The following is a 17315-nucleotide window of genomic DNA, read 5'->3' on the forward strand; positions in this document are numbered from 1 at the left end:
TTATACCGCTTTTTTTGTTTATTCGCTTAATGTTTTTGAAAGTTTCTGCATAATATGAATGTATTGTGAACGCTCTTCATCTGTCAGATTAGATAAAATGTTAACCCAAAAATCAGTACGCGTTTTCTGTAACGTTTCTACAACGTTTTTTCCTTTTTCAGTTAGCTCGATCCAAACGCTGCGGCGATTCTTCTTTTTATAAATACGTGTTACCAGCTGTTCATCTTCCAGTTGATTTAACACAATAGTAATAGCACCGGGAGATAAACCAAGTACTTTTGTGATATCGCTAACAATACAACTTTCTTTATCATAAACAGTTTTTAAGATTGTCTCTTTTGTAGGTGTAAGGTGGTAGGGAAGTAAATCATACTTTTCACCGATTACGGTGTTTCGATACTTCACTAGCGCCTCTTTAATTTGATCAATGCTTTCTAACTGTTCTTTCACATTTTCTTTGTTATACTGCGTCAATCTGTGGAGCCTCCTCTAGATTCATACGTTTGTACTAATTATTATAACATGCGTAAAGCTTTTGTATAAATGAAAGACCGTCTCTATTTGTGACAGTTTCATGAAGTTGAAACAGAAAAAAAGTTGAAGTTAATTTCCAAAATTCGTTAAATTATTATTTGTTTCGTGCTATTATGATAGTATCAATAGCGCTTTCAGACAGATGTTTCGTTTCAAAAAAGGGGTGTGTAAATGATTCTGGTTTTTCTCAGTCTTTCCTTTTCTTCTTAAAAATATTTATTTTTGATAGACGAATATTTCTATATTTTTATATAATATAGTGAAACATACATATTTTTAAAAGAAAGACATATTGAGGTAAAACCGAAATATGGGGGGATCACAATTACATGAAAAAGGTTATAGCAGCACTTTTAGCAAGTGCCACGTTGGTCAGCGGTTATATTGCATTTGATATGTATATGGACCATTCTGCACAACAAGCGGCAGCTACGGCAGCAGAAAAAGAAAAAGAACAAAAAGCCGTAGAGAAAAAAGAAAAGAAAGAGCCGGTTATTAAAGTAGAAGACTTAACGTACCAATTAAAGGATTCTCGTACTGGTGCATTAATGCGAGAATTTAAACCCGTTAACTTTGCGGATAAGGAAGTATACAATAAAGAGATAAAAGCACTTGCTTCCGAGTTAGCAAAAGGAATCGATACACCAATGCAAAGCATGAAGTTAGATGGAAATGGAGCATTAATCGGAGGCTCAAATCGAATTGTTTTAAAAGAAGAGGAACTTGTAGCGAGTCTACAAAATTTAAACACAAACCAATTGGAAATCACGGTTCCTATTTACGAGACACCACCAAATGTTTCCGTGCAGGCAGCAGCAGGAGTGAGTGAAGTGCCAATTGCTTCTTTCACAACGAAGTTTCGTCCTAGCGATACGGGGAGAAACCGAAATATTCAGCTCTCTGCTGAAGCAATTAATAATACTATTTTAGGACCTGGTGATTACTTTTCGTATAACAGTGTAGTAGGGCCTCGTACCGTAGAACGTGGCTATCAGCAAGCTCCTGAGATTATCAACAAAGAATTAGTGATGGGAATTGGTGGAGGTATCTGTCAAACATCTTCCACGCTGTTTAATGCTGTAGATAAAGCTGGCGTACAAATCGTTGCGCGTTCTCATCATTCAAAAGACGTAGGATACGTTCCTAAAGGAAGAGATGCTACTGTTTCGTGGAATGGACCAGATTTTAAGTTTATGAACAATAAATCGTATCCAATCATCATTAAGACGTATACAAACGTTGCTGGAGGAACTTTGACAGTTGAAGTTCGTACTGCACAGCGCTACCTGTAAGTAAACTAAACACAAAAAAACCGAAGCCACTATTTGCTTCGGTTTTTTTGTTGCTTATTGCGTAACTTGCTGCTCACGAGCACGCAGCTCAACGCGACGAATTTTACCTGAATTTGTTTTTGGTAAGTCAGATACAAATTCAATTAGTCGAGGATATTTATAAGGTGCTGTTAGGTGCTTAACATGATTTTGTAAATCTTTAATTAATAATTCATCAGCAGTTAACGTAGGGTCAGTTAATACAACAAAGGCTTTAACTACGTTACCACGATCTGGATCCGGGCTTGCAACTACAGCGCATTCCTTCACAGCGGAGTGCTTAATCAAGGCATCTTCAACTTCAAAAGGTCCAATTGTATAGCCAGAGCTAATAATAATATCATCGCTGCGGCCTTGGAACCAATAGTAGTTATCTTCGTCTTTAGAAGCACGATCACCCGTTAGATAATAATTACCACGAAATGCTTTTTTTGTACGTTCTTCGTCTTTATAGTAATGTTTAAAAAGTGAAGGGAGGTCTTTACGAACCGCAATATCTCCAATTTCACCAGGAGCGCATGGATGACCGTCTTCATCAATAATCTCAATAAATTCTTCAAGCATCGGTTTACCCATTGAACCAACCTTAATATCTACATTTTTTAATGTTCCAATTAAAAGCGTATTTTCTGTTTGGCCATAACCATCACGGACTTGAATATCAAAGTGGTGTTTAAATACGTTCATGACTTCTTCATTTAGCGGCTCACCAGCTGATACTGCGCTATGAATATGCGATAAATCAAAGGAATCTAAGCTTGCTGATTTTGCCATGAATCGGTATTCGGTCGGTGTACAGCATAGCACATTCACTTGTTCATCTTGTAAAATCGATAAGTACTTCTCAGGTTCGAAACGGCCGTTATACACAATTCCTGTTGCCCCTTGACCTAAAACAGATAAAAACGGACTCCAAACCCATTTCTGCCAGCCTGGGCCTGCAGTTGCCCAAACGATATCACCTTTTTTTATATCTAGCCATTCGCGTGCTGCTAAGCGTAGGTGAGCATATGCCCAGCCATGCGTATGAACGACGCCTTTTGGATTGCCAGTTGTACCTGATGTGTAAGGTAAAAATGCCGTATCATCTTTATTAGTATCAGCGGCTTCAAACTGATCGCTTGCTGAGTCCATAAGAGGCTCTAGAGATGTCCAAGAGGTTACTGCATCTCCCAGAACAATTTTATGCTGTAGAGAAGAAGGTAAGTCTGTTACTTCGTCTACTTCTTGACAAAATGGAGAATATGAAATAATCGCTTTTGCTTGGGCATGGTGTAAACGATATTGGATATCTTTTGCTCGAAGCATTTCTGAAGAAGGAATAATGACAATACCTGCTTTTAAACATGCTAAGTACATGACATATGAATCAATTAAGCGGGGCATGATGACTAAGACGTGATCGCCTTTTGTTAAACCGAGTTTTGTTAATGAATTTGCGGCTTTATTTGCTCGTTTTAATAGATTGTTATATGTAATTTCCTCTCGATGACCATCAGCATCTTGCCATTTAATCGCAAGGTGGTCAGATGCGTGTTTTTCGAATTCCTCCGTTAAATTATAGCGTTCTTTTGGAATTAGTTCTTCTAAACGAATCATCGCCACGACTCCTTTTCTATAAAAAAATGTCTATAATGACATTCCATCATTATAGCTTCTATTATAATACTAACTATTAGTAGTTACTACTAATTTGTTTATAGTAACCAAAAAAATATAAAAATTCCCACTCTCAACTGTGAGAAATGGGAATTTTTATTTGGAGAATAGACTCCACTTCGTATGTATGGGAATTAATTCTTCCTCAGATTCATCCGCTTCATAAAGACCGCGTTCTTTCAAGTATTCAACAAAATACAAATCTGCTTCTTTACGTTCGTCGTAAGGTTTAATAGAAAGTACAAAGCCTAATTTATGCTGCTCATCATTTTCAACCCCTGAGATATAAGCTCTTATATGGTGCTGTAAAAAGAGCTCCTTAGCAGGGATAATTAGTTCTTTTACAAATTTAGCTAGAAGCTGAAGTTCGAATTCAAAGGTAAACTTTGAAATTTTTTCTAAATCCGCAAACACAACGCCTATAAAACTCGTGTTATGTATTTCATAATCCTTTGTTTTCTCATCCCAATCAATATGACCAACTTCTTTCAAGTAATTAATAAAGTAGCCAATACCTTCGCGACGCCCAAACGGTTGCTTAGATAAAACAAGACCAATCTTTTTATACTTTGGTAAATAAACACACGATAGAGCGGCTTCAACATTATGCTGTTGGAACAGCTGCGTCACACCTTGTAAGAGTGCATCCAATACGTGGTGAGTGATCTTCATTTGTTTACGTGAAAAGTGATATTCATTTGCAAGCAGCTCATTTGTATCTGCGAATGTTGCTCCGATAAAACCAGTATTAGAAAGGGTAGGGGGAAGCGGCTTTTTTCTTTTTCTGTTGCTCATCTAACAAACACTCCTTGCAATCAATAAATCGAACGTATGTTCTTATTAAATCATACGAAAAAAAGAGCGAAAAGTAAAGAGGACAAGCAGATAAAAATAAAAAAGTAGCTATGTCTTACAAAGAAAGCGGGGGAGAGTAAACATAAAAAAACACAAATCAGTCGATTTGTGTTTTGAACATTTATTTTTATATAGATTTAGCGTACATCTGTTAAAGAAACTAAATCTTCGTCGTCTACATCAATATCTACATGACAATCCATTGTGTGAATTGTTTTATCTTCGTGGTTACCATAATAAATTGTAATATTCACAAGTATCGCTCCTTTAAAATCGGATGATTTTACACCCAACATATGCCGATCTCTATTTGTTATTCATTATACCTCAATGCATATAAAACTACAACTAAAAATGTGATAACAGCAAGGTTAGAGGTTAGAAATAAGGAAAAATCAGAGGGTTTAATTGTATAAAAATAATTTTTAATGGATATAGTTACAATAAATACGGGTGTTAAACAAATTAAAATGAATATTAATCCAATATAGGGATAATAACGCTCTAAACTTAAAATTTACGTTTAAAGGAAACATTATGTAAACTAATTAAGAAAATGATGCTTATAGAGTCTACGAAATAACATTTAAATAAACGTCAATCACAGTATATTTATTTTTCTATATGAGATGCTGCATGTTATATGGCTTCAGTCTACAAAAGCAAATGAAGCTTAGCTTAAATGACCGACGTTTAACCATAAGCTTTTTAATTTAATCATGCATTAAGATCTATAGTGAAATTTCAATACGTAACCTAATAAATTTCTTTTCTGTCTCATTATCTAAAGTTTACTTATTAATTGAGACAGAAAATCTATTATTTTTATAACTTCCTATAATGTATATTATGTAAACTAGAAAAATAAAAAAATATAAACATCTTCCCCCTTCATTACATATGAATAACCGCCACCTGTGGTTTCTGGTGACGGTTTGATTGAGCTATTCGTTAAACTCTAAAATATGTAGACCCTCAGATACATTTGGCGCTTCAAAGAACTTAGTAACGTGAATAAATGTCTCTATAGTATCGAAAGTTGCTCTTTCAGGTTGTTCGTTACGTCTTTGTGCGATTTGACGTAAACATTGCTCGTTATTTAAGTTGAGGAAAATTAGCTGATGATTTGCGTTGACTTCTGACGCGATACTTAAAAGCCATTTTCGCTGTTTTTGAGTGTTTCCTGGAAAATCCAACACTACATCTGTACCAACACGTAGTATATTTTGGACATGCTTTTTCACTAACGGTTTGAGCTGTGCGGAGAATTTTAGATAGTCATCAAATGATGCGATTTCATTCGGGTATAAAACTGAAAGCCATTCATCCTCGGATAACAGCACCGCATGTTTTTCCGCAGCCAATTGCTTTGATTTAGTTGATTTTCCTGCTCCCATCTTTCCGCAGAAAAAGTACAGATCTCCCAGATTTTTCATAGTTTATCCCCCAAACCTACTTTATTTTCTTCCTTTGTTTTCATATCAAACTGAGCTAATACAAAATTCCCGTTCTTAACAACTAATACACCTTCTAACAGTTGTCCCTCAGGCTCTTTTAAATGCTTGTCTGATGCTTTTAAGGGTGTTGCTTGCTCTTTGTTAGCTGAACCTTTATTTGTTTTCCTTTCTATTCTATAAACAACTGTACACACGTCTTGGTTTTCAGTCTAACTAAATTCCGTAAATCTCTAATAGATTTTTTAATGCCGGTCGTTCATTGCCGCTTCTGCCAACAACATGAGTTGCTGTAATAAGTGAGTTTAAGACCGCTTCCTCAGTGGCTTCACCAGCGGCTCGAAATGCTAAATCGATATCTTCTTCATGAATAGCTGAAATTGAAAGGCAGGAAGACGTTTTATCATGAGGAATTTTATTTGCTGTTGAAAACCCAATGACGACTTCCCCGCTTCCTGTTGTAATAATAGATCCTGTACGTGATAAGCCCGTTACCGTTCGTTTTAAAATGCGATTGAGCTGTCTTTCTGTCACGGGTAAATCAGTAGCAAGAATAACGATTACAGAGCCTTTGTCTGGTATTTCTTCTAAAGAATGCATCGAGTTATAAAGCTGTGAGCCAACTGGCTGTCCGTTTATCGTTAAATCAGGTAATGAACCAAAATTAGTTAAGGTAAGGACACCGATTGTATATAGGCCATGAGTTAATTGGATTTGTCTAGATGACGTTCCGATTCCTCCTTTTAACGAATAGCAAACCATACCCCTACCTGCACCGACAGAGCCTTCTTCGACTGTTTCTGAAGTGGTCTCTAAAGCTTTGAGTACATGTTTTTTCGTCACTGTCTTTGAACGAATATCGTTTAAAATCATATCATTGCATTCACACACGACAGGATTTACCGTTCCGATTGTTCGTCCAATTTCTTCGTTATGTTCTAACATGTAATCAATGATGGCATCGGCTGCTGTCCCGATGCTTAGCGTGTTCGTTAAAATGATTGGAGATTCTAACGTTCCTAACTCATTTATTTGAATAGTTCCGATTGTTTTTCCGAATCCGTTTATGACGTGACTTGATGCAATGAGCTTTTCGCGGAAAATGTTCCCTTGGTGAGGTAAGATTGCTGTTACTCCTGTTTGCTGTTCACCTTCGCTAATAGTCACATGCCCAACCGTAACGCCTTTAACGTCCGTAATTGCGTTATATGAGCCGGTTTCTAATTTTCCAATCGTTACCCCGTAATTACGTAGTCTTTTTTGCTTCAAGTCCTCTCCCACCTCTGCTTCTTGCTTGTTTTCATCAATCAGCCGGATTAATAATCGCTAACACCTGATGGTCCTTCCATTCTCCCCTGATTTTAAGATTTTTCGTTGCAAGGCCTTCTTGATGAAATCCTGCTTTTTCCAAGACGCGTATCGACCCAACGTTATGAGGCTGAACTTCGGCTTGAATGCGATGTAAATTTAATTTAGTAAATGCATAGGTAACAAATAGCTTTGTTGCTTGAGTCATATAACCTTTACCGTTGTAGTCTTTATCTAAAAAGTAGCCGATAATGGCGCTTTGTGATGCTCCTCGCACGATGTTAAAAAGGCTAATGGTTCCTATTAGCTTTTCTTCATGGTTTTCGAAAATACCAAAGTAATACTCTTTGTCTTCCTGAGCTTTTAACGCAGCATCTTTTATTTTTTCAATCTGACCAGCTACTGTATAAAAATCATCCTGACGAGTAAGCGCAAACTCTTCAAAAAATAAGCGGTTTTTTATTTGCAGAGCAAGCATAGCTTCTGCATCATGAAATGTAAATGCTCGAATTGTTAAATCTTCACTTGTAATCATAAAGCTCTTCCTTTCAATTCATCTATGTATAGAAAAAGAAAGCCAAAAAGATGACTTCCTTTTCTTTTTTCTTACAGTCTAGGGTCCACAGGATCCATTTCAAGAGCAAGCGTTCCAAGGGCACATTCATGAATTCGCTCGATTGAATCTTTGTTTACAAAGCGCGTAATTCCTTCGATACCTAAAGCAAACTCTAGTAGCGCATGCTTTTGCTTTTTACCAGTGTTCCGCTGTTTTAAGCGTTGAAGATTCTCAGGTAATAAATAATCCATTCCGTAAATGATATGAAGATATTTACGCCCTCTCACTTTAATCGCAGGCTGTAGAAGCTTTCCTTTCTCATTTCTTGCGATAAACGTTTCCGGCTTCACAACAAAGCCTTCGTGCCCTTCTTCCGTAAGAGAGTTCCACCATTCAATCGCTTTGTTCATGGAATTCTCGTCATGCACGACCATAAAGTCTGTTTTAATAAATAAATCCGATAGCGAGATAAACTCAGCGTTTCTTTCCATATGCCACATATGCGTTTTTTGAAAAAACGTTTCGTTGCTGTGGGCTAAGACGTGAAACGGTGCAATTTGAATGTCCTCTACTCCGTCAATATTCCAACAGTACTTTTGGAAGACTTCGTTGAAAATCTCAGCATTTTTAAGCTTTAGATTGACTTCAGATAGCCACGAGTCAACGTTTTGGTTCTGTGTGATTGCTTTTTCTAGCTTTTCTTTTAGCTTCTGTCGGTCTAACAGGGCAACTTCTGCTACGTGCGCATACTGAGAGCTAATCAATTCTTTTGCTTTTAAGTTCCATGGCAAAATTTCAGCATCAAGCAGCACAAAGTCTGTGTTGTATTTAGAGAAATAATTAGCACGCGTTAAGTCTTCGTTTAAAGTTGATAAAATCTGTTTCTCTACGTCTTTTGCAAAAAAGGAGCGTCCTGTACGCGTATATATAGTTCCTAGCGTTTCTCTACCAACGTAATGAACAGCAGCTTTCTTATCTTTAAATAATAGCAGTACGCCGCGGCTACCCATATGTTTCTTCTCAACAACCATTGTTTGAATACCATTTGACTGATAGTAATCAAATGCTTCTTTTGGATGCTCAAGATATTCTTCAAGCGCTGAAGGCTTCGGCGTCGGGCTCATGGTTGGCGGAATATAAACAAGCTCTTCAATTGGAATCGTGAAGTGAGAAACAGAGTCAATTGCTGATTTGGTCGTTCCTTCAAGAATTTTAATATCTCCATATGTGTCAGTGAGTACCGAATAGCCATTAATAAAACGTGCGATATTTGGTGGATCTAACCTTTTCTTCTGCCACTGTGTAAGAGGATTGTCCTCTGTTCCAGAGTAGTTTTCTTTTGCTTTTACAGAAACAAACTGTTTTTCGGGATACTGAAAAGCGGTCAGTGAACCGCCAAATACAGCCCCTTGATCAATGTTAACCGTATTGTTTACAACAAGAGGATGAACTTTACAGTCATGTCCCCAAATGATGAGTTCTTTTGTATGGTGATTTGTATACCAATCTTTGCGTATAGGCTTTCCGGCATCGTCAAATCCTTCTGAATCTCCGTATCGACAAAAGTCTGATATGTGATAGGACTGCTTTCCGATATAATCATCTCTTATGCCTGCATGCGTTACTACAGCTACCCGTACATTATTTTTTGTCAGAATATAATGAGACGGCGCTTCTAGCAAAAAGTCTTTTAGCTCACGCTTTAATTCTTCCGCTTGTTCAGTTCCGTGTTCTTCCTCATAGCGAGTAAACTCATCGGCTACCTTTTCATCTCCGTGGGACAGCGTGACGTTTCTGCCACCTAGCCACCTTGCAATTTTCCAACCATGATTGCTGTCAATCATATACGCAAGGTTAGCGTCTACGTGACTCTTGAAGAACAGCATAGTTTCAAGCGAACGAGGACCTCTGCTCATTACGTCTCCAACTGATAGAAATTTCCGTCCGCTTGGATGTGTGTACAGACCTTCTTCATTTGGTTCATAGCCAAGACGCTTCAGCAGTTCAATAAGCTCTTCATAGCACGCGTGAACATCACCAATTACGTCTATTCCCGTTCCAACCTCAAGTTCAAGCTTATTTTTGGTGCGAACGACTTCTAATTTATTGATCTCTTCTTCTGTGAATACGTACTGTTGACGAAATCCTTCGCGTTTAATAGACCGCTTGCTCTTAGCAAATATCTGCGCTTGCTGTTTAACTCGCTTTTTGCCACGTGGGAATTCTCTGGTTTCATCACGTTCAAGCAACGTTTCCATTGAGATATCAAGTAAACATGCAATGCACGGTATATGATTTCTTTTCGCTAAGTCAATATATCTTTTACGGTCGTCTTCATAGAGATGCGTTGCGTCGACGATCGTTAATTTCCCCAGTTTCGCCCTCGTTTCAATGATATAATCCATTGTTTCAAATGCTTTTTGGGAAATGGTTTGGTATTCTTGGAACAATATGTCTGCTTCATCTTTTGGATGGCTTGTCCATTCAATAAAATCCGTATCTCCTACTAACAAGCGGAACTGGTCTGAGCTCACTGTTTCAGAAGGTTTTATATAGCCTTTTTTAATCCATGCCTCTAACAGCGTTGTTTTACCGCTATTTGAGGGTCCCATTAAAAGTACAATCCCTGCAGGAGGTAAAAATAATCTCTTCAATTGTCTCCCTCTTTTCGTTCAAACGTACACATTTGTGTTGGTGCTCCATACTCGTCGCTTTCTTCTCCAATGCCCTCAATGGTTATGGAGTAAGGAAAATCATGCGTCCAAGCCTCACACCAACTTACAAACTCTTGTCTACTCCATTCAAAACGATGATCCGCGTGTCTCATGGCTTCATTCATCTGATAAACGGCATTGTATTCTTGGTTTGGCGTTGTCACAATTAGTGATTTTGGTTGATAAAGAGCAAAGATTGTCTTCATAATGGCAGGCAGTCGTTCTTCATTGATATGCTCAATCACTTCACACAAAATGATGATGTCGGCGCCTTGAAGCTGTGAATCATAATAAAATAACGATCCCCAAACAGAACGAGGCTGAATGAAGTTTGGTTTGGCAGCAGCTTTTTCAAATCGCGCTAATGCTTTTAGCTGTGCAGATTGCGAAGGCTCTACTGCTAAAATTTCACCTATGGTTGGAATAAATCCTAAACGAGTAGCTAGCTTTCCTTCACCTGAACCAAAGTCTACAACTTTTCCTTTAGCAGGAAGTGACTGTACTTTTTTAAGAATTGCCTGATAGCGCAGTTCATTGAGTGGGATTTTATCTTTCGCTGTGTGAGCGTTCGTTTTCTTTTCCGTATTAGTTGCTACGTTCGCTTGTTGAACAAGGTCTTTAAAGCGAAGCGACTGCTCATAGATATAACTTTTTAAGGGATGAGAATCTAGCCAACCTTCGCCGTAGCGCTCTATTTTTTCAATTTCTCGTTCATCCAAAAAGTAGTGCTTAAAGTTATCTAGGACTGGGATTAAAATAAATAGATGCTGAAGCGCTTGTTGGACTGTGACTTCTCCTTTTAAGGTTACGTAACGAGCAGTGCTTCGTGTTTTTAAATCAAACGTATAATCAATGTTTCCTCGCTCTATTTCAACAGCATAGCCCATGGGTTCGAAGAGCTCCTGGATTCGCTTATCAGCTAAATGTGAGGCAATAGGACCAAAGCTAACTTCAAGATTAAAAGCATGATGTACCCATTCGCTATATTCTTCTTTGGGCTTGCCATTTAAAGCTGTTCCGAGCGCTTTGCGTATGTAGGAACAAAACAAGCTGCTGACCGCAAATTCACGGTCGTTGATATAGTGCGTAATATCAAAGTGATTGGACCCGCTTTTTACAAGTTCAATAGGATCCACATCAACGTATATAATAAATTCCGCTTCGTCAGATTTAAAGGTCGTGAAAGCTAACCTTACATTCTGTCCTTTTTCTTTTCGTTCATAAGGATTGGAAGGATTCTTTGCAATTAACCGCGATACGTTTTCTGCACCTTCTCCTTTTACTTTCATACTGAGCTGCATACGTTCACCTTCTTTTTAGATGTTGCTTTATTTTAACTCTATAAAGCAGCAGGATATAAATAGAAACCAGAACCTAGTTTCTTTAACTAATTATACCTTTTAAGCTAGTTATTAGGAACTGCTAATGAGATAGAAAAAGCTACCAATCTTTATGATTAGTAGCTTGGGAGGATAAAGGCTTATGATTTTGAAAGAAAATCATTTAGGTAATTTATAACCTCAGCGCGATTTCCAGATACTTTTTGGTCACGCAACTCATCAAACTTCACTTTTTCAGCCGCTTTTGTTAGGATAGCTTGCTCGTGCTCTTTTGGAATGATTACAACTCCGTCCGCATCACCAACAATGATATCGCCTGGATGAACAGCGGTGCCTCCGCATGAAATAGGGACGTTTAGTTCACCTTGCCCCGCTTTTCCGCTTGCTGCTACAGTTGTTCCTTTACAGAAAACAGGAAAGTTTAGCTGCTTTACGCCGACCACATCACGGATTACTCCGTCCACGACAATCCCATTAATGCCTAATGTTTGCGCTAACCCAACGATAAAGTCTCCAGCAATTGCTCTATACGTATCACCTTTTGCATCTACAACTAATACGTCACCTGGCTTCGCTTCTTTAATAGCTTTTAAAAACATTAAGTTGTCACCTACAGGTATTTTAACGGTAAAGGCTCTTCCAACTACTTTGTATTCTTCTTTTAATGGCTTAATCGACGGGTCAAGATTGTTTAATCCTGCCATCGCGTCTGATATACACGTAGTTGGAATTGTTTTAAATGATTCTATGATACTCATTTTAACCGCTCCTTATTATTTAACGTAAAGTTAGACGAATTGGAAGTTCTTTTAGACCTCGAATAATAAAGCTTTGTCGCCATTCTAAATCAGACAAATTAGCAGCAAGGCCTACGTTTGGAAATTCTTCAAGCAGCACGCGAATCGCAACTTCACCTTCTAATCGCGCAAGTGGAGCCCCTAGGCAATAGTGAATTCCTTTACCAAACGCTAAGTGAGGATTTTTCTCTCGTGTAATGTCAAGTTTCTCAGGGTTTGAAAATATTTCTGGGTCTCGATCAGCTGAAGCGAGTGACACAATCACGTGATCTCCTTTTTGAACTTGCTGCCCCATAAAGGTAAAGGATTCACGTGCCCATCGGTCCGTGCTGAATTCGACTGGACCATTGTATCGTAAAAATTCGTCAATGGCTTTTGAAATCAAGGAAGGATCATTCTTTAATAAATCCAGCTGGCCAGGGTGAGTAAGAAGTGCAAGCAAGCCGTTTGAAATGAGATTTACAGTCGTTTCATGACCCGCAACGATAAGCAGCATGACAACACCATACAATTCAGTAGCAGTAAGCTTATCTCCGTCTTCCTCTGCCTGAATTAAATGAGATAATAAATCATTTTGTGGTGATTGCCGCCTGCTATAAATTAGTTTTTCTAAGTACATCATAAACTCCATCAATACTTCGTCGTACTGAGAAGCTTCGTTAATATCGACCAATACGTTTGACCAACGCTGGAAATCAAGCTGATCTTCTTGTGGAACACCGAGAAGTTCACAAATCACAATAATAGGAATTGGAAATGCGTATGCTTCAATAAAATCAACTGTCTCGTGTTCTTTCATTTTTTCAGCTTGCTCACGCGCAATTTCTTCAATGCGTCCGCTTAAACCCATAATTTTCTTAGGGGTAAAGCCACTTTGGACAAGACTGCGGAGACGACGATGATTCGGTGGGTCTGCAAAAAGCATCGTTTGTGAAATCGGCGGTACGTTTTCATCCGTCATTTCGCCAGGAAAAACGGTGCGCATATCTTTGATAAAGCGCTCGTCTTTTAGCACAGCTTCGGCAGCTTCATATGTAAAAGCCATCCAGGAATCAGGAGCTTCTGTATAAAGCTTTACCTTTGCAAACGGTTCATGCGGACGAATTTGTTCATAGTATTCGTAAGGGTTTTGGTGGAACTTCTGTGAAAATAAATCAAGTGACTTAATATTCATATTGTATCCTCTCCTGTTATCTACTTTTTGAACGAAAAAGCCAGGTCTCACATAAAAACAGGAATCGCTTTCACTGATCTGGATGGCCTATCTATTGATTCCTTCTTTCATTGTATGCGCATTGATTTGGAACATCAAGGAAAGTGATGTTTCATATATAAAGTTTACATAATAAAATTAAAGTAAATTAGATATTCACCAAATAAAAAAAGACGAGCCATGAATATACTCGCCTTTCAACATACAAAGCTAGCAATTGATTCTAAATGCACTTTTAAGTTCCTTTGCAATTTCATTGATACAATCTTCTGCTTGCGGATAATCTCCAATCTTATCTATAAAAGCGTGGTCCATTCCTTTATACTGAATCATTTTTGTTTTAACCCCAGATCGTGCAAGCTTTCTAGCATACGCTTCGGCTTGTAAGCGGAGATAGTCATATTCAGCATTAATAATAAGAGTTTCTGGAAGACCATTTAAATCATCGGCTAATAAAGGAGATACGCGTATATCAGTAACATCCGCTCCCTGTAGATACAGCTTATTGAGCATTGAGCTAGAGCCAGCTAATGCTAGAATAACCCCTTTAATTAGCTCATGATGATGAAAAACTTCATATTCATTTATGTCCCATCTATGATCTTCTGTATCAATTCGCCCAGGGTTCACGACGGGGTAAATAAGCGCTTGGTATTTAATTCGATTTGTTCCTTGCTGTGAATCAAGTAAACTGCAAACTGCAGCTAAGTTGCCACCGGCGCTATCGCCACAAACTGCTAGTTGTTCTTTATTTATTCCGAGGTTTTCAGCATTTTCATGCACCCAGCTCACTGCAGCTAGACAATCCTCTAAGCCAGCTGGAAATGGATGTTCAGGAGCTAAGCGGTAATCGACAGAAACAACCGCTGCTTGCGCTTTTTCAGCTAGTGCTTTACAAGGGTTTTCAACCGTTTTTAAGCTTCCTCCAATAAACCCTCCTCCGTGAAAAAACACGACTGCTGGTAAGATACCATTCGATATAGGGCGATAGATGCGTGCAGGAATATTATGCTCTTTGCTCGGAATGCTGATTAACTCTGTTGTAATTTCTGTAGTTGTAACGTCTCTATTAAGCCAGCCCATGCTAGCTCGAATGGCTTCAATTGAAACATTTGCAGGTTCTGTTTGTTCTTCCTCTGAATGATTTGTATAACTGCTGATTACTTTTAAAACACGTGGATCTAAATCTCCAGCTATATGTAAATCTGGTATATGTTTAATTACGCTATGTATGCCATCTACTTCTTTTGTTTCCGCTGAAGTTTCCAAAATACCGAGAAGCTTGTCATACTCTTTTGGTTGAAGCATCACTAACCCCCACACCCTTTTAAATGGTTTACTAACATTCTAGCCAGATACGTAGTGTTTGTAATCGTTTTCTTTTTGTTTTTTAGTTATAGCCAGTCTTTACCGTACTTACGAATGAATGCAATATCTTCTTGATAGTGATCAAAGTGACCTTGTTTTATCATTTGTTGAAAAGCAGTATCTCCTTCTTCTGCTTTACGCTTCATATATGCACATAATCCTTCCAGCCGGAGCACCACCGTTTCTAAGTAATTCTTTTCAATTCCTGGAACATCATAGGCTTCAAAAAATAGCTCTATTCTTTGTTTGATGCGATTTGCACCTTTTTCGGCGTCATAATGAATGGTTTCAGCTTCCTCATTGTGATAATGCCTGCTTAACGGAACACACGTGTAAAGCGTATACACAATATCCCAAAGTCTCGGACCGGGGGCTGCAAGGTCGAAGTCAATAATGCCGACTGGTTTTTGATTATTGAAAATTATATTATAAATGGCAAAATCGTTATGACATAGTACCTCTAGGTAATTTGGTGTTTTATCAATGGGCTTCCAATCTTCTGAAAATGAAAAGTCGCTTACAGCATCATGATAAAGTCTTAGCATCTTAGCAATTTCTTTTAAAGTATCATCATGCCACATATAGGTTTTTAACGGGTAGTTCCCTGCTTCTCCTTCAATAAATGATAAAACTTCTCTGTTTTTTTCATCAACACCTAAAAACTTGGGTGCAAAGTTAAAATCCTTATTTTCTAAGTGTGTTAATAACTTGTGAATTCGAAAACTGTTTGGCTTCACATCTCTTCGTACCGTACTCCCTTTACGATAAACCGCTGAAACGTTTCCCCCTGTTAACACTTCTTCTTGTTCGTTATGATTAGAATCCACTTCTATGTTCATCCCCTTTGTTTTTATGAATAACTACGTACCTTATAACAAGCTAGCTTTTATTTGATTGCGATACACGTCTACTTTGTTGACGGTAAAGCGAAGTGCTTTAAACTGTTTGTTTAAAGTGATGTCAATTTCAATCGTAACAGGAAACGTTAGCTCATGTATCATATCCTCTAACCCGAGATAATCATCACCTTCTTTCTTATACACAATAACTGAATCAATAGAAACTTCATCAGTAGTAACATCCAGGCTGCACATAATAGGCATTGTTTGGTTAGCGTTTATGTATAGTGTGCCTAATACGATAGATCCGTTTAAATCTGATGTAAAGTTATCCGTGGCAGCAGGCGTAACCCATGTCTCATCTTGGGCTTCGTTCTCTTCTTCATCTAGGGCCCACTGCCAGATTTTATAGTTCTTTAAATCGTCAATTGTTAATTCATCAATCGGTTTACTGTTCATTTTTTATCACCCCACTTTATAGTTTAAAGCAATTATAAAGATTAAGCTCCTCTCATTTTATAGAAAGGAGCTGTTTTATGTAAAAAAGCTTTAAGAATAAATGGTTTCCCACTCGCTTAAATACATTCGTCCGACGATATTAGTGGGGTTTGGAATTTTACAGATAAATTCTAAGCTATTTTCATCGGGATCATAAAAATGAATCTTTGCATGGGCTATGCCATCATGTGCCATTACAAACGGTTCATGAGGCATAAAGCCAAATGCTTCTCTGGGAGCTATATGCCTTTCTTTTAACCATGATACTGATGACCTCAAATTTTCCAACGTTACGTGAAAAGCAACGTGGCGGATAGAAGGATGGTAGTCTAATTCTACTTGTTGCGTTTCCCATAAACCAAGCCAACTTTCTCCTTTCTTTAACCAAAAAAAGCAAGGTGGTCGCTATGGATATGAGAAAGCTCTAATCCTAACTTCTCATAAAATGTAATCGAACGATTTAAATCTTTTACGGGTAAATGTGCTTCATATAAATCTTTAATCAATTCATACACCTCTTTCTATAAGTATCATCATAGCGAAAACCTTAACCAATGACATCAGATGATAGATGGAGGTGTTCTAAAACTTTAGGTGTAGAAAGGCTCTTATACAACAAAAAGTCGTTAAAATTCAGATCATCTTAACGGTTTTTTGGCTATCACAAAGGCTGCAGTAGCAAAAAGAAAAAGAAAGATACTTAAGAGTGAATAAGTGGCACCTTCAAAGCCTCTTACTTCTACATACCCAATATAAAAAAGAACCAATGCAGCCATAGCTACCGTGATAGAAGGAAGTATTCTTGCAGTCAAACTCCATTGCATACGCCTAAATAGCCAGGTTAAGAAT

The 17315-nt window shown here is 37.9% G+C and carries 16 protein-coding genes and 1 pseudogene; 1 reads left to right on the top strand and 16 read right to left on the bottom strand.

Annotated features, from left to right (window positions below):
• Positions 1-18 precede the first annotated feature (18 nt).
• Positions 19-474 carry a MarR family transcriptional regulator gene (locus NIZ91_10170; protein USY56987.1) on the bottom strand — a complete coding sequence of 152 codons (456 nt, stop codon included), beginning with the start codon at positions 472-474 and terminating at the stop codon, positions 19-21.
• Between the two features lie 389 nt (positions 475-863).
• Here NIZ91_10170 and NIZ91_10175 point away from each other — a divergent pair, with 389 nt between their 5' ends.
• Positions 864-1826 (top strand): VanW family protein, encoded by a 963-nt coding sequence (locus tag NIZ91_10175; GenBank protein ID USY56988.1) that lies wholly within the window; start codon positions 864-866, stop codon positions 1824-1826.
• Between the two features lie 54 nt (positions 1827-1880).
• Here NIZ91_10175 and NIZ91_10180 read toward each other — a convergent pair whose 3' ends face one another.
• The 15 genes and pseudogenes from NIZ91_10180 to NIZ91_10250 all read right to left on the bottom strand — a co-directional run bounded on the left by NIZ91_10180 (position 1881) and on the right by NIZ91_10250 (position 17290).
• Complete coding sequence (locus NIZ91_10180; GenBank protein ID USY56989.1) at positions 1881-3464, bottom strand: acyl--CoA ligase; 1584 nt, start codon at positions 3462-3464, stop codon at positions 1881-1883.
• Positions 3465-3620: 156 nt separating this feature from the next.
• Positions 3621-4319 (bottom strand): hypothetical protein, encoded by a 699-nt coding sequence (locus tag NIZ91_10185; GenBank protein USY56990.1) that lies wholly within the window; start codon positions 4317-4319, stop codon positions 3621-3623.
• A gap of 1004 nt (positions 4320-5323) precedes the next feature.
• Positions 5324-5815, bottom strand: coding sequence for an ATP-binding protein (locus NIZ91_10190; protein ID USY56991.1), 492 nt, complete (start codon positions 5813-5815; stop codon positions 5324-5326).
• A complete protein-coding gene (locus tag NIZ91_10195; protein ID USY56992.1) occupies positions 5812-6030 on the bottom strand; it encodes a hypothetical protein in 219 nt (72 codons plus the stop codon). Before NIZ91_10195 ends, NIZ91_10190 begins: the two co-directional genes overlap by 4 nt.
• A 19-nt stretch (positions 6031-6049) precedes the next feature.
• The gene (locus tag NIZ91_10200; GenBank protein USY56993.1) at positions 6050-7102 is read right to left on the bottom strand and encodes a P1 family peptidase; all 1053 of its coding nucleotides are present in this window, start codon (positions 7100-7102) and stop codon (positions 6050-6052) included.
• A 34-nt stretch (positions 7103-7136) separates the two neighbouring features.
• Complete coding sequence (locus NIZ91_10205; protein USY56994.1) at positions 7137-7676, bottom strand: GNAT family N-acetyltransferase; 540 nt, start codon at positions 7674-7676, stop codon at positions 7137-7139.
• A gap of 71 nt (positions 7677-7747) precedes the next feature.
• Positions 7748-10309: a polynucleotide kinase-phosphatase gene (locus NIZ91_10210; protein USY57143.1), complete on the bottom strand. Its 2562-nt coding sequence runs from the start codon at positions 10307-10309 to the stop codon at positions 7748-7750.
• A 38-nt stretch (positions 10310-10347) separates the two neighbouring features.
• Positions 10348-11712 (bottom strand): 3' terminal RNA ribose 2'-O-methyltransferase Hen1, encoded by a 1365-nt coding sequence (locus NIZ91_10215; GenBank protein USY56995.1) that lies wholly within the window; start codon positions 11710-11712, stop codon positions 10348-10350.
• A 179-nt stretch (positions 11713-11891) separates the two neighbouring features.
• A complete protein-coding gene (locus NIZ91_10220) occupies positions 11892-12509 on the bottom strand; it encodes an RraA family protein (GenBank protein USY56996.1) in 618 nt (205 codons plus the stop codon).
• A gap of 19 nt (positions 12510-12528) precedes the next feature.
• Entirely contained in the window at positions 12529-13722 is a 1194-nt protein-coding gene (locus tag NIZ91_10225) for a cytochrome P450 (GenBank protein USY56997.1), read from the bottom strand.
• A gap of 249 nt (positions 13723-13971) precedes the next feature.
• Positions 13972-15069 carry an alpha/beta hydrolase gene (locus NIZ91_10230; GenBank protein USY56998.1) on the bottom strand — a complete coding sequence of 366 codons (1098 nt, stop codon included), beginning with the start codon at positions 15067-15069 and terminating at the stop codon, positions 13972-13974.
• An 86-nt stretch (positions 15070-15155) separates the two neighbouring features.
• Positions 15156-15956, bottom strand: coding sequence for a phosphotransferase (locus tag NIZ91_10235; GenBank protein ID USY56999.1), 801 nt, complete (start codon positions 15954-15956; stop codon positions 15156-15158).
• 42 nt (positions 15957-15998) lie between these two features.
• On the bottom strand, positions 15999-16427 hold the full coding sequence (locus NIZ91_10240) for a hypothetical protein (GenBank protein USY57000.1): 429 nt from the start codon (positions 16425-16427) through the stop codon (positions 15999-16001).
• 90 nt (positions 16428-16517) lie between these two features.
• Positions 16518-16972, bottom strand: a pseudogene (locus NIZ91_10245) (VOC family protein).
• 132 nt (positions 16973-17104) lie between these two features.
• Positions 17105-17290 carry a hypothetical protein gene (locus NIZ91_10250; protein ID USY57001.1) on the bottom strand — a complete coding sequence of 62 codons (186 nt, stop codon included), beginning with the start codon at positions 17288-17290 and terminating at the stop codon, positions 17105-17107.
• Positions 17291-17315 lie beyond the last annotated feature (25 nt).

Source organism: Bacillus sp. 1780r2a1 (assembly GCA_024134725.1).
GTDB classification, from domain to species: domain Bacteria; phylum Bacillota; class Bacilli; order Bacillales; family Bacillaceae_H; genus Priestia; species Priestia aryabhattai_A.